General features: G+C 50.1%; 16 protein-coding genes. 10 read left to right on the forward strand and 6 right to left on the reverse strand.

What is annotated here, in order from left to right; genetic code table 11:
* Positions 1-98 precede the first annotated feature (98 nt).
* Positions 99-4088 carry a collagen binding domain-containing protein gene (locus tag HQN87_RS08080; protein WP_173130449.1) on the forward strand — a complete coding sequence of 1330 codons (3990 nt, stop codon included), beginning with the start codon at positions 99-101 and terminating at the stop codon, positions 4086-4088.
* A 96-nt stretch (positions 4089-4184) separates the two neighbouring features.
* On the opposite strand, the gene HQN87_RS08085 is transcribed toward HQN87_RS08080, so the two are convergent.
* Positions 4185-5333: a response regulator gene (locus HQN87_RS08085; RefSeq protein ID WP_173130451.1), complete on the reverse strand. Its 1149-nt coding sequence runs from the start codon at positions 5331-5333 to the stop codon at positions 4185-4187.
* A 303-nt stretch (positions 5334-5636) separates the two neighbouring features.
* Between HQN87_RS08085 and HQN87_RS08090 the strand changes: the two genes are divergently transcribed.
* From HQN87_RS08090 to HQN87_RS08105, 4 genes are all read left to right on the forward strand, one after another.
* A complete protein-coding gene (locus HQN87_RS08090) occupies positions 5637-6179 on the forward strand; it encodes an RNA polymerase sigma factor (protein WP_173130453.1) in 543 nt (180 codons plus the stop codon).
* A complete protein-coding gene (locus HQN87_RS08095) occupies positions 6176-6640 on the forward strand; it encodes a zf-HC2 domain-containing protein (RefSeq protein ID WP_173130455.1) in 465 nt (154 codons plus the stop codon). The genes HQN87_RS08090 and HQN87_RS08095 overlap by 4 nt, the downstream gene beginning before the upstream one ends.
* Positions 6641-6742: 102 nt before the next feature.
* Entirely contained in the window at positions 6743-7240 is a 498-nt protein-coding gene (locus HQN87_RS08100; protein ID WP_173130457.1) for a hypothetical protein, read from the forward strand.
* A 16-nt stretch (positions 7241-7256) separates the two neighbouring features.
* Positions 7257-8351: a DUF4097 family beta strand repeat-containing protein gene (locus HQN87_RS08105; protein WP_211722458.1), complete on the forward strand. Its 1095-nt coding sequence runs from the start codon at positions 7257-7259 to the stop codon at positions 8349-8351.
* Positions 8352-8539: 188 nt separating this feature from the next.
* On the opposite strand, the gene HQN87_RS08110 is transcribed toward HQN87_RS08105, so the two are convergent.
* Positions 8540-9520: an aldo/keto reductase gene (locus HQN87_RS08110; protein ID WP_173131367.1), complete on the reverse strand. Its 981-nt coding sequence runs from the start codon at positions 9518-9520 to the stop codon at positions 8540-8542.
* A 229-nt stretch (positions 9521-9749) separates the two neighbouring features.
* Here HQN87_RS08110 and leuB point away from each other — a divergent pair, with 229 nt between their 5' ends.
* From leuB to HQN87_RS08135, 5 genes are all read left to right on the forward strand, one after another.
* Entirely contained in the window at positions 9750-10832 is a 1083-nt protein-coding gene (gene leuB / locus HQN87_RS08115) for a 3-isopropylmalate dehydrogenase (protein WP_173130460.1), read from the forward strand.
* 236 nt (positions 10833-11068) lie between these two features.
* Positions 11069-11608 (forward strand): peroxiredoxin, encoded by a 540-nt coding sequence (locus tag HQN87_RS08120; RefSeq protein WP_036727686.1) that lies wholly within the window; start codon positions 11069-11071, stop codon positions 11606-11608.
* Between the two features lie 228 nt (positions 11609-11836).
* Positions 11837-12244, forward strand: coding sequence for a hypothetical protein (locus HQN87_RS08125; protein ID WP_173130464.1), 408 nt, complete (start codon positions 11837-11839; stop codon positions 12242-12244).
* 324 nt (positions 12245-12568) lie between these two features.
* Positions 12569-13672 (forward strand): ATP-binding protein, encoded by a 1104-nt coding sequence (locus tag HQN87_RS08130; protein WP_173130467.1) that lies wholly within the window; start codon positions 12569-12571, stop codon positions 13670-13672.
* A gap of 145 nt (positions 13673-13817) precedes the next feature.
* Positions 13818-15347 carry a leucyl aminopeptidase gene (locus tag HQN87_RS08135; RefSeq protein ID WP_254075411.1) on the forward strand — a complete coding sequence of 510 codons (1530 nt, stop codon included), beginning with the start codon at positions 13818-13820 and terminating at the stop codon, positions 15345-15347.
* Between the two features lie 92 nt (positions 15348-15439).
* On the opposite strand, the gene HQN87_RS32675 is transcribed toward HQN87_RS08135, so the two are convergent.
* The 4 genes from HQN87_RS32675 to HQN87_RS08150 all read right to left on the reverse strand — a co-directional run bounded on the left by HQN87_RS32675 (position 15440) and on the right by HQN87_RS08150 (position 18159).
* A complete protein-coding gene (locus tag HQN87_RS32675) occupies positions 15440-15571 on the reverse strand; it encodes a hypothetical protein (protein WP_256707444.1) in 132 nt (43 codons plus the stop codon).
* A gap of 110 nt (positions 15572-15681) precedes the next feature.
* Positions 15682-15864 (reverse strand): FeoB-associated Cys-rich membrane protein, encoded by a 183-nt coding sequence (locus HQN87_RS08140; protein WP_173130471.1) that lies wholly within the window; start codon positions 15862-15864, stop codon positions 15682-15684.
* 43 nt (positions 15865-15907) lie between these two features.
* A complete protein-coding gene (feoB, locus tag HQN87_RS08145; RefSeq protein ID WP_173130474.1) occupies positions 15908-17920 on the reverse strand; it encodes a ferrous iron transport protein B in 2013 nt (670 codons plus the stop codon).
* Entirely contained in the window at positions 17917-18159 is a 243-nt protein-coding gene (locus HQN87_RS08150; RefSeq protein ID WP_173130477.1) for a FeoA family protein, read from the reverse strand. Before HQN87_RS08150 ends, feoB begins: the two co-directional genes overlap by 4 nt.
* Positions 18160-18286 lie beyond the last annotated feature (127 nt).

Consider the following 18286-nt stretch of genomic DNA (forward strand, 5'->3'; position numbering starts at 1 on the left):
TGGGATAGGGGGACGATCGGGGAGAGGGCAAGAGATAGCGGGGAAATAGCCGCAGAGAATAGTGAACGATTATAGCAAGAGAGAGAGGTAATAACTATATGAAGAAAAAGACAATTGGCGCTTGGATTATTGTAGTCATGCTATTTACACAGTTTGCCAACAGTTTTGGTCTCATCTCGCAGGTTAATGCGGGGGGGACAGAGATAACAGATCCACTTATTACAAGTGTGACTATGTCAGTCTATGACAATGGTGTTCCTGTAACGGATGTAGTCTACAAGCAGGGAGCTGAAGTTAAACTTACCTATAATTGGGAGCTTCCAGATAACCACAATTATAAAGGGGGGGATACATACTCCTTTGATTTGCCGGACAAATTTGTGCTCGCTTCAGATATTAAAAATGTACCACTTCAGGCTGACGGAATGGACCTAGGGTACTTCGATGTACTTAAAGGCAGCCCGAACAAGGTTGTAATGACCTTGGGCAATGAAGTTGATAAGTTCTTCGGAGTGCATGGTGCCTTTACAATCAAAACCTCCTTTGATATGACCAAATTTACTGAAACAACGGTACAGACGATTGTTTTCCCTATTGACGGAGGCAATCAGACAGTTACAATTACTTTCGAGCCTAAAGTAGACTCGACAATCTCCAAAAGCGGTGTTCCTAAAGGAACTAACTCAGGTAACGTAAATGCTAAACAAATTGTTTGGAGTGTGGATGTAAATAAAGTATTGGATAGTGTCTATGGAGCTAATGTCATGGATACGATTCCTGCAGGTCTGACTTTGACCAATCCGCTGGATGTGAAGGTATATGATCTGAATGTGAAGCTGAACGGATCAGTTACTCTAGGGTCTCAAATTTCAAGCTCTAAATATTCCGTTACAACTCCTTCGGGTAATCTGAATGTCGCATTCAATGACTCGCCAATAACTGGAGCTTACCGTGTTCAGTTCACGACCGATATCACGGATGCAACGAAAACAAGCTTTACGAATAATGCTTCATTTAGTGGAACAAACTTAGATCCTGTTCCTGCATCAGCAACAGTGAAAGTTACTAGAGGGGCTTATCTGGACAAGAAATCATCTGATTATAATTCTGCAACTCAGGTAACTTACTGGGAGATCAATTATAACTATAATGAGTCATCGGTCCTCAAAGATGATGCTGTGTTAAAGGATTATTTCAATGACTCACAGGAATTAGTACAGGGCTCCGTAAAGGTATTTCCCGTAAGTTTCCTGAACAGTGCGGCAGGAACAGTTGGAACCAATGAGGTCAGTAATTATACTGTCACTCCAGCAACCCAGCCAGGGAAGAACGGATTTGAACTGAAGTTCAATGAAAATATCAACAGTGCCTACCAAATCCAATACCAGACAAAGGCGATTAACCGAGTTGAAGGACCCGAGACTATTAAGAATTCGGTTACTTCTGGATCTACAACTATAGAAAAAGAAAAAACTATTAATCAGGTGATTATTAATAAGTCTGCAAAAGTAAACTACAACAGCAAAAAGGTTACTTGGACAGTGGCTATTAATGGTGACAGCCATACGATGGAAAATGTAGTGGTTAAGGATGTTTTCACCAATAAAGGACTGGAAATTATTCCTGGAACTATTGTTGTTAAGCAAGGTACATCTACGATCACCACGGGTTATGCTATTGAGAATCTAGTTAATACTACAGGTTTTGATGTTGTATTCAGTTCACCAATCACTGGACCATATACCATAAGCTATGATACTTATTTTGATAATAAGTGGTTGAACTACGATTGGCTTACAAACGATGCCAACTTTGAGAATCAAGCGAAGGTGGAATGGAATTATCCTGGTTCCTCGGTAGTTAAAACAAAAACTGTAACTGCAAACTTCAATCCTAACCCTGAAGAGAAAGCCAACGGTTATAAGAGTGGAAGCTACAATGCACAAGAAAAGGAAATTACTTGGACGGTTGGGGTGAACTATAACCGGCATTCACTTACAAATGCTAAAGTAATAGATAAATTGCAGGATAATCAAAAATTCGTGCCTTCTTCTGTGGAAATATACTCTATGAATGTTAACGGAAATGGAACTTATTCCCCAGGGTCAATTAAGCTTGTCCCTGATACAGATTATAATGTTACCTATAATGAAGTGAGCAAACAGCTGCAAATAGATTTCACAAAAACGATCACAATGGGTTATATTATTACTTTTAAAACAAGCCTTAAAGGCCAATTGATTAACACATCAACGATGAACAACACTGCCAACCTGTATAGTGGTACAAAAGAGGAGTCCAAAGATCTCACGGCCTCGCTCAATATTCCCAAAGCCGGCGAATATGTTACAAAGTCGGGTACACAGAACAATTTGAACATTAAATGGACTGTGAATATTAACCACAATCAGTCTTACATTGAGTCAGCCAAAATAGTAGATGATCCAAGTAACAATCAAATCCTTCTTCCGGAATCGTTCAAACTGTATGGTACTACAGTCGATTCGGTAGGTACTGTTAGTAAGGTGTCTACACCGCTAACTAAAGGAACAGATTATGATCTGGTCATCACTACAGACCCTGAGTTTGGTAAACAACAGTTTGTACTCAGTTTCAAGGCTCCTATAGAGAAACCATATATTTTGGAGTATGAGTCACTGATTGTAGCCAACAACAAGGACACAGTGTCCAATGTAGTGAATATAAGTGGCGAAAACTCAACTACGATTACCAAACAAACCAGCAAGGATGTTACAGTCGCACTGTCTGACGCAGATGGAGTGGGAACAGGCATTAGAAAAAACCTGAAGGTTGTTAAAGTGGATTCGGCCAATCCTTCCGACAAGTTAATTGGTGCAACATTTGCACTTTATCGCAAAGCTGGGGGAACAGAAGCTGTCTTTAACACACTTACCACCGATATCAACGGGGAAATAACCTTTAAGAATCTATGGCCGGGAACGTATACGCTGCAGGAAATTGCTGCGCCAACTGGTTATAATCTCGATTCTACCCGTCATCCGGTCACTTTTGATTCCACACTGGAAACGACTGTGACTGTGAAAAACCAGAAGACAGTAATAGCAACACCGGCGCCTACAGCAACACCGGTACCAACAGCAACACCAACAACAGCACCGACATCAACACCAACAACAGCACCGACAGCAACGCCAACAACAGCACCGACAGCAACGCCAACAACAGCACCGACAGCAACACCAACAACGGCACCGACAGCAACACCAACACCAGTACCAACATCAACACCAGTACCAACATCAACACCAGTACCAACAGCAACACCGGTACCAACAGCAACACCAGTACCAACAGCAACACCAGTACCAACAGCAACACCGGTACCAACATCAACACCGGTACCAACATCAACACCAGTACCAACATCAACACCAGTACCAACATCAACACCAGTACCAACATCAACACCAGTACCAACATCAACACCAGTACCAACATCACCGCCGGTGTATTCCACACCGACGCCTGTAACATCAAGTGTGCCTGGAGTTGTCGGTACACCAACACCGGCACCATCTGCAACACCAGCGCCAACAGCTACTCCGGATGCTTCAAGCACGCCTGGAGCAACTGCAACACCGTTGGTGACGCCATCAGCAACACCAGTTCAGCCTGGAACGGTCAGCACACCGACACCGCAAGCTACACAGGTGACTACGATTGAGGATATCCCTATCGAAGGTGAGATTCCACTGGGTGGCATTCCTAGCATCGGCGAGGAGCCTGAGCATGGTAAGGTAACGATCACACCGGATGGCAAATGGATCTATACTCCTGATCCTGGTTACACTGGCAAGGATAAATTCACGATCGTAGTTACGGATGAGGATGGCAACGAGGAAGAGATTACGATTGAAGTTGGAGTCGATGAAGTGCCTAAGGGCACGGTTACAGAACCATCGGACAACGGCGGCAACGATGGACTTCCCGGCAAGCTTCCACAGACCGGAGAAGAAAGTCCTCTCCCGCTGTATCTGACTGGCGGCGGATTGATTCTTCTGGGAGTTCTGCTTTCTAGAAGATTCAATGCCCGTAAGAAAATGTAAGATATCTCTTAGTACGAGACAGCGACAAAGGGAATAGGGCAACATACAAAGACACCCGCAGAAGGCTGCGGGTGTCTTTGCTCTTTTATAAGAAAATTACATACTTCGGAGGTTAAGATGTCTCCATTCATCATACCAGCGCTTAATGTTGGCAGGCGGTTCTACGCTGAGTTCCCGGCTCAGAAGATCCGTCAGAATATGATACTGCTCCTCTACTGCCGAACGCTCACCAATGCTGCTATAGACCTTCATCAATCCCAAGTGGCCCTGTTCAAAATATGGCTGAAGCTGAACCACCCGCTGGTACACGGTTACCGCTTCCGCGATCCGGCCGCTGCTGATATAGAATTCAGCGATTCCCATGGCATGATGCAGCCAGATGGTCCGCAGCCGCTGCCGTTCACCTTCGGCCCATAAATAATCGTAATCGTTCAGATAGTCACCGGAGTAAAAATCAAACAACCGCTGATGTTCTTCGAAGTTGTCCTTATTTATGGCATCCTGGGTAAGAATGCCCTTCTCCCATTCATAGCTGTCGATCAGCAGGCTGCCCGTTTCCAGAGTGTAACCTTCACCCCCGCTGACATTGCTGATCTGCAGATCAATCTCTGCCTGCTTGAGGCATTGCCGAACCTGATATATCGTTGTATAAAGATGGGTAGAGGCCTTCTTGGCATTGAAATCCGGCCATAGCAGATCGGTTAAGGTATCTTTGCTGACAAAACGGTTGCGGTTATGAAATAAATAAGCGAATAATTCCTGTGCCTTGGAAGTACGCCAGCGAACATTGGGCAGCGGCTGGCCGTTTCGTTCAAACCGTAAAGACTGGAAGCTGCGGATCATTACCGTCTCAATAGGCTTGCGGGAATCCTGTTGTGTATTGCTCATACGTTGCTCCAGCCGTTCGATGGTCTTCAGCAGACGGCCCCGCTGTACCGGCTTCAGAACATAGTCGAGCGCATACAGCTCAAACGCCTCGATGGCGTAGCTGTTATGCGCAGTAACAAAAACAATGCTTGCCTGTGGACATAATCTTTGCATCGCCTCGGCAGCCTGAACCCCGTTCATCTCGGGCATATCAATATCGAGGAAAATAACATCAGGGCTGAGCTGTGAAGCCGCACGGACCGCCTCGGAAGGATCCGTATAAGCAGCGATTACATTTATGGTAGTCAGTTCCTCCAGCATCATTTTCAGCTTCATGAGAGCAAGCCGTTCATCATCTACCAGCAGGGCTTGAATCATTTCTATCCCACCACTTCATTAAGGAATGTTGTCTTCTCATAGGTTGATAAGGTGTATTCTACCGCATTACGTCGCAGATTGGACAGAATTTGGAAAATTATTTTCTAATCGGATAGATTGAGCGGGTACAACCTATAATGTTAGCATAATTCGACAAGGATGCTGGTTTTCCTCCCTTGGAACTGCTGCAGACGTTGATTTTTAATCGGGATGTAGCTTTTATAAAAATAATTTAAAAACCCTGCAGGGGAACCCTGGGCTCCGGCGTCTAACGTTATGTAACTGAAGGAGGGAAGAACGACCTTGGAAGAGACGGAGTGGATTACTGCTGTGCTTAGCGGAGAGCATCAGGCTTTTGGGAATCTGGTGACGCGTTATCAAGGCATGGTGTATAGTGTATGCATCAAAATTACAGGAGAAACCGAGTCCGCCAAGGATATGGCTCAGGAAGTCTTCATCAAAGCCTATAAGGCCCTCCCCTCCTTCAGAGGACAGTCTTCCTTCTCCACCTGGTTGTACCGGATTGCTTACCGTACCTGTCTGGACTGGAAACGGGCCAACGACCGGGAATGGCGGCACCGGAGTGCAGCGGATTACACAGAGAATGACTGGGTGACTTCACAGACACCAGAGCAGGCAGCGCTTCGCAAAGAAGCCTCCCGGGAGCTGGGTGAGAACCTGAATAGTCTGGCGGAACCGTACCGGTCGGTTGTGCAGCTGTACTATTTTCAGCGTCACTCGTATCAGGAGATTGCCGAGCAAAAAGGAATTTCGGTCAAAACGGTTGAATCGCAGCTCTATCGGGCCAGACAGATGATGCGCAAAAGCGGGGAGGAATGGCGATGAATTGTGCAACAGTAAAGGAATGGATGCCGCATTATATTGATGGACAGCTGTCACCTGAGGCGCAGCATACGATCCGCCTGCATGTAGAGTCCTGTCCCGGCTGCGCAGAATGGCTTGAGGAAGCGCGGGGGCTTGCATTGATGTGGAGCGAGATGGAAGCCGGACTGGACAGCACCGGACAGGAACCTGTGATACCGTTTGAATTCCCTGATTTTACTGGGGAGGTTATGGCTCAGATTAACCAGCTGGAGAATGGACGCAGAGAACGGGTGATCAAATCTACGATGTCCAGACGGCGCACAGGAACCTCCTGGATGCATTACGGCGTAGCGGTCGGCCTGACGTTTCTCCTGCTGCAGCTTGGCGTATTTGAGAATTTTGCCTACGGCATCACCGAGATTAACGGCCATATGTCCACTTCGGTCAGCTCCTGGTTCGGCCCGCAAAGCAACAATCAGTAGATCAACAGCGGCTTTCCCGGCAATTCCATGCGGAAGAAGCACGTTTAGGATACAAGGCACACTGCTGCCTGATGTTCCATAATACTTTTGGGAGGGTAACATATGATTAAGAAAAGACGCTGGCTCACCTTTCTCCTGGCCATGGTTCCGGGACTGGGCCACATGTATCTGGGCTTTAAAAAAATGGGCCTGGAGTATATGATTGGAGCATCACTGTGTATTATATTTATTCCGTCCATGCCCACAGTGTTTCCATTCGCGCTGGCAGCCCTCTGGTTCTACCAGTTATTCGATGCGCTGCAAAAAGCGGCCTGGATGAAGGTGACCGCTGCCGAGCATGAACGGATGATGTTCCACCCGGACAGCTTTGGAGCCCCGTGGACCATGGGCATTACGCCCCCTCCGGTGTATCCGCATGATGATGTGAACCCGGTGTGGGTCGGCATCGGCTGCGTCATAGCAGGGATTCTGTTAATGCTCATTACGGCATTTCCAACCCTCTGGAGAATACTGAACGATATGAACATCGGGGCGGTCCTGTTATCGCTTGCATTGATCGGTTATGGACTTAGAATGCTGAAGAACAATTCAAAAGTATAGTGAAATGGGGACATGAATGATGGGGAGATGGAAAATCGGCAGCTTCACCGCCGCAATAGGCTGCATTGTAGTGGGGGTTATTGTAGTACTTGCCCAGTATGGTGTTATCACTTATGAGGTGCTGGGTTATATCTGGCCAGTACTGCTTATCCTGTTCGGCCTGGAGATGCTGCTTCGGCTCTTCATTAAATCGGATGTCAAAAATCGTGTGAGCGGCTGGGCCATTGTACTGATTCTCGTGCTTGTTGCTGCAAGCGGGGCGCAGACCGTCCTGGCCGGCGGTTCACTGAGCAGTATCTTTGGCAATACCAAGCTGGTGCCGGTGGACGGCAAGGTGGAAGTGCAGCAGGAAATCAAGACGGTAAGAATTGAATTGCCCCAGGGCAAGGTTAAGCTGGAGGGCGTGCAAGGTAACGCAGTGGAGTACGAAGGGAAGCTGGAGCTGCCGGGCAATACTGACAATGAAGCGGCAAGCGCGCTGGAGCGTAAGTGGAAAGTCACCACCGAAGGCGATACGCTTGTCATGGAGCTGGAGGGTGAATCAGGCTGGCTCTCCAATATCCAGATCGGATTCAATAACAATGCTCCTTATCTGAATGTCAGCGTTCCGCAGAATTTGGCTATTGAGGTGGAGACCAGTGACGGGTCCATCGAAGCCGGTGGACTGGCGGCAGGGGTCAATGTGGATACGAGCAACGGTACTATGGATATTCATGACGTTTCCGGAGGGGTGAAGGCCCATACCAGCAACGGCACATTGACCGTACAGAATATACAAGGGGATGTAGAGCTGGTTAGCTCCAACGGAGCGATTACGCTTGGTAACATTGACGGTGCCTTGTCTGCCAAGAGCAGCAACGGCAAGATTACGGTTAACTCTGCTGTCACAGGCAGATGGGAGCTGAAGTCGAGCAACGGCAAGATTATGGTTGGCCTTCCGGCTGCAACGGATGCCAAGATCACTGCGGATACCAGCAATGGGTCGCTTAAGGGAAATGTAACCTGGGACGGCGAGGACGAGGATCATGGCACGGCTGTACTTGGCAAAGGAACACATGAGGTATCCTTATCTACCAGCAATGGTTCGGTAACGGTGGATACGGCACAATAATGAATGGAACAAAGAGCTGTTGACCCCAAAGGAATTGCGGGGCAACAGCTCTTATTGTTAAAATATAAGGATTTATATGTTGCACACACGATAACTTATCCTTCTATTTCTCGCTGAAACGAATGCCGTCCTTAACAGGACAGCAAGGCCGTTTCCACTTGGGAAGAGGCAGAGGTAGAGGCTGCTTCTTACCAGGCGTAGGCCTTAGGTGCTGCACCGCCCGGTCCGGGGAAAATCTCGTCCAGACGTTTCAGCACGGACTCGTCCAGGACGACCTCCAGACTGCGCAGCGCGCTCTCGAACTGCTCCAGCGTACGCGGCCCGATAATAGGAGCCGTCACGGCCGGGTTCGCCAGCAGCCAGGCCAGGGCGATATTATCCTGCGGCTCGCCGAGCTCCAGGCTCAGTTCGGCAAAGGCCTCCAGCTGCTTCTTGTACTGCTCCACACGTTCGGCGTTGCCGCCGCTGCGGCTGCCTTCAATCTTCTTCAGCGCATTGCGGCCGAGCAGCCCTCCGTCCAGCGGGCTCCAGGGAATAATTCCAAGCCCCAGATGCTGCGCGGCAGGCAGGACCTCAAGCTCGGGCAGGCGGCAGGTGAGGCTGTATTTATGCTGCTCTGACACCAGACCCAGGAAGCCACGGGCCTTCGCTTCCTGCTGGGCGACGGCAATATCCCATCCGGCGAAGTTACTGGAGCCGACGTAACCGATCTTGCCCTGGCTGACGGCAAGCTCAAAGGCGCCCCACAGCTCGTCCCACGACACGTTGCGGTCGACATGGTGCATCTGGTAGAGTTCAACATGATCGGTCTGCAGACGCTGCAGAGAGGCTTCCAGGTGCCTGCGGATAATATAAGCGGAGAGGCCGCCCTCATCGTTCGGGCCATCCAGCTTATCGCTCATTGCACCATAGACTTTAGTGGCCAGCACAACCTTCTCCCGGCGTCCGCCGCCCTGTTTGAACCAGCGTCCGATGATCGTTTCGGTAAGGCCAGAATTCTCGCCCCATCCATACACGTTAGCGGTATCAAAAAAGTTGACTCCGGCGTCCAGCGCCGCATCCATGATGCGGAAGGCTTCCTTCTCATCGGTAACCGGGCCGAAATTCATCGTTCCCAGACAGAGGCGGCTAACCTTCATGCCGGACTTGCCAAGCTTTGCGTAATGCATCTTCATCTCACTCCCTCTTCAATCTGAATAGGTATCCGGGAAGTACAACTGCCCATTAATTGTAATTCATTGCAGGAATGAGGGCAAATCAGTCTATCCGGATCACTTATAGGCTCTATCTATGAACGTGATAGAATCTATATCTTTGTCCTTTCCCCTCCGTTATGATACAACAATATACAGAAGAACTATGTCTGCGAGCAGCAGGACTAACTAAGGAGTGACAGGAATGAGCGAGGTCAAAAAAATCGCCGTAATTGCCGGGGACGGTATCGGACCTGAAGTTGTGGCTGAAGCAGAGAAAGTATTGAAAAGAACGGAAGAGCTGTTTGGTTATACGTTTGAAACGGAGCATGCCTTGTTCGGCGGAATTGCGATTGATGAACGCGGAACTCCGCTGCCGGAGGATACGCTTGCGATCTGCCGCAGCGCGGATGCTGTACTGCTTGGAGCCGTAGGCGGACCGAAATGGGACAACAATCCGAAGGAACTGCGTCCGGAGACCGGACTGCTGGGCATCCGCAAAGCGCTGGGGTTATTCTCCAACCTGCGTCCGGCTGTAGTCTTCGATTGTCTGAAGGATGCTTCGACGCTGAAGCCTGAAGTGCTGGAAGGTACGGATCTGATGGTGGTGCGCGAACTGACAGGCGGGATCTACTTCGGGGAGAAGCTGCGCCGTCAGGGTGAGCATGGGGAAGAAGCCGTAGATACTTGTGTCTACAACGTAACAGAAGTGGAGCGGATTGTCCGCCAGGCGTTCGAGATTGCCGGCAAGCGCCGTAATAAGCTGGCGAGTGTCGACAAAGCCAATGTACTGGAGACCTCCCGTCTGTGGCGTGAAGTGGTGAACAGACTGGCACCGGAATATCCGCAGGTAGAGCTTGAGCATGTGCTGGTGGATAACTGTGCGATGCAGCTGCTTCGCCGTCCTTCGAGCTTCGATGTCATTGTGACGGAGAATATGTTCGGGGATATCCTTAGTGATGAAGCGGCAATGCTGACCGGTTCCATTGGAATGCTGGCCTCCGCTTCGCTGGGAGAAGGCAGCTACGGCCTGTATGAGCCGGTCCACGGCTCTGCGCCTGATATTGCCGGACAAGGACTGGCGAACCCGATCGCAACGATCCTGTCGCTCGCGCTGATGTTCCGCATGACCTTCGGCTACGAGAATGCAGCCGCTGCCATCGAAGCCGCTGTCGCTGAAGTGCTGGATGCCGGTCACCGGACCAGCGATATCGCAGTGGATAAGAGCAAAGCGATCAGTACTACAGAGATGGGAGACCTGATCGTAGCCGCTATCCGTAAGGCCTAAGTTCTACCACATATATCCCTTTTGACGCAGAACGAAGAAAAACTTCACAAAATGTTGCTTATTTATAATTATTATAAAAAAGTAATCAATGTAATATTGACTTTGATTTTGTACGATGATAACATTTGTTCTGTACCCTTTAGAAGGTAACCATCCATCAAAATCAAGAAAAGCATATTACATCCGGCTACGCCCGGCAGTTGTTTTTCTTACATATTCAAAGGAGGATTTAAGCAATGGCAGAACGTTTGGTAGGTAAACCCGCCCCTGACTTCTTCATGGAGACAGTAACAGGCGACGGTAAGGATTTCGGTAAGGTTAGCTTGTCCGACTATCGCGGCAAATGGCTTGTATTCTTCTTCTATCCGCTTGATTTCACTTTCGTATGTCCAACTGAAATCACAGCCTTGAGTGATGCTGCTGCTGATTTCGCAGAGCTTGATACAGAAATTCTCGGTGTGAGCATTGACTCTATCCATAGCCACAAGGCTTGGTTGTCTACACCTAAGGATATGAACGGTCTTGGCCAGATCAACTTCCCGCTCGCTTCTGACATCACGAAGAAGGTTGCCAGCGATTACGGCGTCCTGATCGAAGAAGAAGGTATTGCTCTGCGCGGATTGTTCATCATTGATCCTGAGGGCGAACTGAAATATCAAGTCGTTAACCACAATGATGTGGGCCGCAGTGTAGAAGAGACATTGCGTGTTCTGCAGGCTCTCCAATCCGGCGGGCTGTGCGCTATGAACTGGAAGCCAGGCGACAAGAACCTGTAAGCTTCGCACTTCATAAACTGTGACCTTTGAGATACTAAGAGGACCTCCTTTCCGGGAATATTTTCCTGGCGGGGAGGTTTTTTGCACCAAAGACCTGTACCGTCCGGGTAAGCGTTTGAAAATGGGCGTAAAGGTTAATATATAGCTTGTAAGGGGAGGAATCTCCCCCGCCACTTTGTAATATACTAATAGGAAATCGACGTTAACACTCAAGGAGGGTGAACAAAAATGAGCTTTTGCTGTGGAGCGAGTATGGTTGGAACAAAGGGAACCCTAAAACATTATCGCACGCAAGTCCATAATGTTCCCCTGCTTTTTTGTCCGGTATGCCACCGGGTAGAGGTCCATTACAAGGTCGAAAATGAATATGAGATTCTGGCAGAATATGCCCATGGCGACGGTGTTACCGATGTTGATTTCCAGGATTATGTGATGGAGGACGAGGAAGCGATCTTCGAGAACGTCATTAACGTGGAGACCGAGGACCCGCTCGCTATCGTACGCAGCCAGATCGACATGTCGCTTGACCTCCTGGCCGTAGCCAAGCAGATTGGTGACTCCAAGTGGGAACGTGAGCTGAAGAAGCGTCTGGCTGTAATGAGCCAGCGGCGTCACCGGCTGCAGCAGAAGGCTTGAGTCTCCCATGCTTCAATTAGGTCATAAATAAGCGAGCCTCCGCCATTTGCGGGGGCTCTTTTCAATGTATTTGCAGGAAACGTAACATTCTCACAATATTAAATGTGTCTTAAGAATCATTTTAAGGATATTTTCGTCATTCGACAGATTCTCTGATTGCGTTGTCTTCTTCTCTTGGATATGATTGGAATATAGTTGAAACGGTTGGATAATATAATACGATTTCCGAATGTTCTGGCGGCTTCGTCATATACTCATATACATAGTAATTTGATGTCGCTTAAGCGTCTTCGTCAATTGCAGTAAAAGGGGGAACTTCGTATCGTGATAAGCCAATATCAGGAAAGCTTGCTGTTGCCGGCAAGAACGTTTCAATCTGGTGCAATGGATACTACTTTTGAGGATGTGCTGGAGCACATCGACAGCGGAATTCTGCTTTTTGATGATGAGGGAGTTCTGACCTTCGTCAATAAGCAGATGTACGGTATTCTGGAGCTTACTCGTCATTCTCTTCTGGGCTGCACAATGCATCATCTGTTATCCCATATTCAGCTGAGCCGCTTCAAGAAGAAGCAGGTCTTGCGCAGTTATCGTGAAATGGTGCTCAAAGGTAAGCCAAGCTATGAATTTGTTGATGAATATGGACGATACTGGCGTGCTTCTCTCGTCAGCGGAGAGCAAATGAAGGGAAGCTACCTGTTCACGCTCAAAGAGATCTCCGATTACAAGCTCATCGAGCAGACGGCCTACCAGAATGACAGCCTGGCGATGCTGGGCCGGTTATCGGCCTCGATTGCCCATGAGATCCGCAATCCGCTGACCGCTATCCGGGGGTTCATACAACTGCTGCATCCTCATCTCCACTTGCTGGGCAAAGAGGAATATGCGAAGATTATATTAGCTGAGATTGACCGCGCCAATGACATTATTCATGAATTTCTGACCTCCTCTAAGCCTTCTGTACCGCAGGTTGGCTTGATTCCTGTCTCCGCCCTGCTGAAGGAAGTGGTCCTGCTCACAGAGAGCGAAGCCTTGATGAAGGGCTGCCAGATTAATCTGCAGGTGCTTCAAGAGGACCTGTTCATCTCGGGGGATGTTAAGCAGATGAAGCAGGTTGTACTTAACATGATCAGGAATGCTATGGAAGCCATCTCCGAACTGGAGGATGATTCCATGGGCAGAATAGAGGTCGGTGCCCGCAAAGAAGGGACAGAGGTGCGCATCTTCATCTCTGATAACGGCAAGGGGATGGATATCTGCACGCTCGACAGACTGTTCAATCCGTTCTTCACCACGAAGGAGAATGGAACGGGACTTGGACTCTCCGTCAGTGACCGGATCATCAAGAATCATGGGGGCTGCATTTCGGTCAGCAGCCAGTTGAATGAAGGAACCCGGTTCGTCATTTCCCTTCCGCTGATTCACTAATGATTACAATAAACCCGGCACTTTCTAAGCATCCGGGTTATCATCTATATTCAAGGGCTGATTCCTGCAATGCACGTTCAAGTGCGGGAGATCAGCCTTATCTGCGTTATTAGCGTGAGACAACCAGCATACGGGGGGATGAAGCTTGATCTTGGAATGGAGCAGTAATGCGGATATGGCCGAGCTGCAAGGGGAGGCTGTATGTCTCATATTCTCAGAGACACAGGTGCTGGGAGAGGGACTGCCGGCGGAATGGGCCGAGAGAGTCCGCTTATTATCCGGAGCAGGGCTCTTTAGCGGTAAGCAGGGGCAAATATATATCCTGCCCGCCATGGACCGCCCGGAGCAGCCGGTAGTCATTCTGGCCGGAAGCGGGAAGGGCCGGCCGGGGGTTCACGAGCTGCGGCAGCTGATGGCGCAGACTGCCAGGGCTGCATACAGACTGAAGGCCGCTTGCCTTGTTGTGCAGATACCGGATGATCTGAACCGGCTGCCTGAGTCGCTGAAGGCGGAGCAGGCCGGTCAGGCCATCGCGGAAGGGCTAATCCTGGGGGCGTACCGCAGAAGACAATATAAGCTGGAGCAGACGGCATACGCTGGTCTTGAGACTGTACGTCTGCATATGGAGCGCTCCTGTGAGGCTATGGAGGAGGAGGCCTGGAAGCAAGGAGTCAAGCGGGGGCAGGCCTTTGGGGAGGCGGCCAATCTTGCCCGTGATCTGACCAATCTGCCGGGGAATCTGCTGACTCCGTCAGGTCTTGCGGTGGCAGCTATTGAAATTGCTGAGCGGCACGGACTTCCGGCTGAAGTGCTGGATGAACGTGAGATGGAGCTTAAGGGAATGGGCGGATTGCTCGCCGTCGGTAACGGCAGCGTGAATCCGCCCCGAATGATTGTCATCCGCTATCAGGGGACTAATCAGTGGGAGAATGCCGTGGGGATTGTGGGCAAAGGCATCACCTTCGACACCGGAGGCATCTCGCTGAAGCGGGCAGCAGGCATGGAGAGCATGTTCAGTGATATGGGCGGTGCAGCAGCGGTCCTTGGGGTTATGGACGCGCTGGGGCATTTACGTCCCCAGGTCAATGTAGTCATGCTTATTCCGGCGGCAGAGAATATGCCGGCAGGGAATGCTTTTAAGCCGGGGGATCTGATCACTTCCTTCAGCGGAAGAACGATAGAAATCATTAATACCGATGCAGAAGGCCGGGTCATCCTGGCAGATGCCCTTACGTATGCAAGGGAGTGGGGAGCGGAGCGGATCATTGATGTAGCCACGCTGACAGGGGCTGTGTTGTCCATTCTGGGCGATGTGGCTACAGGTGCAGTAACCAATGACCAAGCCTTCCTGGAAGAGATTCTGGAGGCCTCCAGACGGTCTGGGGAGCCGATCTGGGAATTGCCAGCCTATCCTGAGTTCAGGGAGATGCTGAAGAGCGAGGTGGCTGATCTGCGCAATGCTGCCGGAAGATATGGAGGTGCCAGCACGGCGGGACTGTTCATTGGAGAATTTGCCGAGGGGCTGCCCTGGGTGCATCTTGATATTGCCGGGACGGCCTTTCTGTCGTCAGAACGGGGAGTGAATCCCAAGGGAGCCACGGGTGTGATGGTCCGCACGTTGCTGGAATATCTGCTGCACGCAGCTTCTGACCCGGGATTTCATCCCGGCCAGTGATAATACAAACAGCCGCAAGTCTTCAGTTTCCTGAGGACCTGCGGCTGTTTGCTGATTGGAGCCGTGTTCCGTTTCGCCTAATGGATGGCAGCCTATTTACGGGCCTTCATCTGGGCCGTTAAGGATTGGACACCGTTCATAATCTTGTCCCGCGTATTCTTATTCTTCAGCAAGTAGGCTGCTCCCAATGCTACCGTTGTAAACAATGTTTTTTTGGTGTTCATGGTAATTCCTCCTTGGTAAGAATCTGGTTGTAAAAGCTTATAACTAACATACCCGCATGCCAGGGTTTCTAAACGAAAAAATACCAATCCCTGTCCGCAAACGCTATGTGCTAGTGTTTGCCGGACAGGGTATTTCCGCTGCAGGACAGAGGGGAATCCATGGATGCTGCGGGGCAGGTTTTACCTTTGTCACAGCCGGCGCAGGCGCCTTCCTTGCCCTTTTGGGCATGGCGGTAGATCATCCAGCCGGAGTACCCGAAGACAAGCGTGATAATCAGAATATTTATGATCATAGCTGCTGTCGCTTCCTCTCACTATAACTTGGACTTGCTGCTGTTACGACCATCCTAACAAACGGCCGCCCTGATAAATCACCAGCGACACCGCATAGGCCAGGACCAGGGAATATCCCATGGAGAAAAAGGTCCATTTCCAGGACGCGGTCTCCTTCTTGATGACGCCGACAGTGGCCAGGCAAGGAATATAGAGCAGGATAAAGGCCATGAAGCTGATCGAGCTAAGCGGTGTAAAGACTGATGCAATCTGGCCTTCCAGCCCTGCTGCATCGGGAGCATGGTAGATGATGTTCATGGTGGAGACCACAACCTCTTTGGCGAGGAAGCCGGGAACCAGCGTAGAGCCGGCCTGCCAGGTTCCGAAGCCAAGCGGCTCCAGGAGCGGAGCAATGAATCCGCCGAATTTGGCCAGGAAGGAGTGATCCATGTCCACATTAACTCCGGCAGGACCGGCGTAAGACATCAGCCAGATCAGGACCGAACCGGCAAGGATGATGGTCCCCGCTTTGCGCAGGAAGCCTTTGCCCTTCTCCCAGGTACTCCGTCCCAGCGTCTTCAGCTGCGGCATCCGGTAAGGAGGCAGCTCGATAATGAAGAGGGAGGATTCATTCTTGAACAGATACCTGGAGAACAATTTGCACAGAATCAGGGCGAAGACTACGCCCATAACATACATCGCCAGCACGGCAGTTGCCTGCCGGGCCGGGAAGAAGACTGCCGCAAACAGCAGATATACCGGCAGCCGGGCTGAACAGGACATCAGCGGCAGCAGGAGCGTGGTCAGCATCCGTTCTTTGGGCTGCTCAATACTTCGGGCAGCCATAATAGCCGGCACGTTGCAGCCGAAGCCGATAATGAAGGGAATGAAGGCTTTGCCGTTCAATCCCATCCGTTCCATAGTGCTGTCCATCAGCAGGCAGACGCGGGCCATATACCCAGAATCCTCCAGGAAGGAGATCATCAGGAAGAGGATGAAGATCTGTGGAACGAATACGACCACGCCGCCGACACCGCCGATAATCCCGTCAACGATCAGGGCGTGCGTGAATTCCGAAGCCCCGATGGCCTGCAGCAGCGAGTTCGTCCAATCGCTGAGCGGACCGCCTATGAAGCCGTCCACCACATCCGATAAAGGCCCGCCTGCCCAATCAAAGGTGGTTTTGAACATCGCGTACATAAAGAGGATGAACAAGGGAAGTCCGAGAAAACGGTGAGTGAGGATGGAATCCAGACGTTCAGTCAGATTATGCGGTTTTTGCATAGTGGCATCAATAGCGGCTGCACATACCACGCGGATGTAGTCCATACGGACGGAGCGAATCCACTGCGGAAGGGTGAGTGCCAGCTTCTGCTTCTGCAGCCTGGTCTGACAATCGTCGCAGAGAAGCATCAGGCCGGAAATATCGATCCGTTTCTTGAGCAGCTCGAGGACTACCGGATTCTGCTCCATGAATTGCAGGGCAACCCAGCGAAGATTAGGCAATCCCGGGAGCTGCTGTAGTTGACTAATCATAGATGCAAGCGTTCCTTCAACAATCCCGCCGTAATCCAGATGGAAATTTGCAGCCGGGATATTCGCCGGCTCAGCCACCGCGCTGAGCACCTGGCTGCTGCCTTTGCCTGTTCTGGCAATCAGCGGCAGCACGGGAACACCCAGCTTGGCCTGCAGGGCTTCAGGGTTCACCTGAATGCCGCGTGCCTTGGCAACATCGGTCATATTCAGTCCAAGTATGGTCGGCTTGCCGTATTCCAGCAACTGCAGCGTAAGCAGCAGATTCCGTTCCAATTGCGAAGCATCGACAATATTGATCAGCGCTTCGGGTGTCTCTTCGATCAGATATTGGGCGGCAACTCCCTCATCGCGGGAGAGGGGATGGAGAGAATAGATTCCGGGTAAGTCGATCAGCTTCCCGGCCCCGTTTTTCAGACTGCCGATCTTTTTCTCCACCGTAACGCCTGCCCAGTTCCCTACGTATTCATACGAAGAAGTTAGGGTGTTGAACAGCGAGGTTTTGCCGGTGTTGGGATTGCCCACAAGTGCGATAGAACTCATGAGACCTTCACCTCTATCATAGATGCTTCTTTCCGGCGGATAGCAAATAGCTGACCGTTGCACTCAAGAGTAACCGGCCCCATAAAAGGCCCTTTGCCCTTCAGACGGATCATTACACCCTCAGAGACTCCCAGATCAGCCAGCCGGCGCCGCAAGATAGGGTCCATGCCTTCTATTCTTTGAATGGAGCCGGTAGAGCCCGGTTGTAAACGTAGTAAGGAGCAGGATGATAAAGCCATTGTTATCCCTCCAAAAGAGACTGATAATCAATCTCAATGATTTCTTGTAATGTAGCATTTTTTTGACATATTATCTGTGATTAATATCATTGTTTCTTTCTGCGGAAATGGATATGGGAATTGCTGA

The sequence above is a fragment of the Paenibacillus tritici genome, from assembly GCF_013204885.1.
Taxonomy (GTDB): Bacteria; Bacillota; Bacilli; order Paenibacillales; family Paenibacillaceae; genus Paenibacillus_AQ; species Paenibacillus_AQ tritici.

Excerpts from the sequence above, each read along its gene's own strand:
- HQN87_RS08080 (WP_173130449.1), top strand. The coding sequence starts at position 99 with ATGAAGAAAAAGACAATTGGCGCTTGGATTATTGTAGTCATGCTATTT.
- HQN87_RS08140 (WP_173130471.1), bottom strand. The coding sequence starts at position 15,864 with ATGATCATAAATATTCTGATTATCACGCTTGTCTTCGGGTACTCCGGC.
- feoB (WP_173130474.1), bottom strand. The coding sequence starts at position 17,920 with ATGAGTTCTATCGCACTTGTGGGCAATCCCAACACCGGCAAAACCTCG.
- HQN87_RS08150 (WP_173130477.1), bottom strand. The coding sequence starts at position 18,159 with ATGGCTTTATCATCCTGCTCCTTACTACGTTTACAACCGGGCTCTACC.
- HQN87_RS08110 (WP_173131367.1), bottom strand. The coding sequence starts at position 9,520 with ATGCATTACGCAAAGCTTGGCAAGTCCGGCATGAAGGTTAGCCGCCTC.
- HQN87_RS08120 (WP_036727686.1), top strand. The coding sequence starts at position 11,069 with ATGGCAGAACGTTTGGTAGGTAAACCCGCCCCTGACTTCTTCATGGAG.
- HQN87_RS08105 (WP_211722458.1), top strand. The coding sequence starts at position 7,257 with ATGATGGGGAGATGGAAAATCGGCAGCTTCACCGCCGCAATAGGCTGC.
- HQN87_RS08095 (WP_173130455.1), top strand. The coding sequence starts at position 6,176 with ATGAATTGTGCAACAGTAAAGGAATGGATGCCGCATTATATTGATGGA.
- HQN87_RS32675 (WP_256707444.1), bottom strand. The coding sequence starts at position 15,571 with ATGAACACCAAAAAAACATTGTTTACAACGGTAGCATTGGGAGCAGCC.
- HQN87_RS08085 (WP_173130451.1), bottom strand. The coding sequence starts at position 5,333 with ATGATTCAAGCCCTGCTGGTAGATGATGAACGGCTTGCTCTCATGAAG.
- HQN87_RS08125 (WP_173130464.1), top strand. The coding sequence starts at position 11,837 with ATGAGCTTTTGCTGTGGAGCGAGTATGGTTGGAACAAAGGGAACCCTA.
- leuB (WP_173130460.1), top strand. The coding sequence starts at position 9,750 with ATGAGCGAGGTCAAAAAAATCGCCGTAATTGCCGGGGACGGTATCGGA.
- HQN87_RS08100 (WP_173130457.1), top strand. The coding sequence starts at position 6,743 with ATGATTAAGAAAAGACGCTGGCTCACCTTTCTCCTGGCCATGGTTCCG.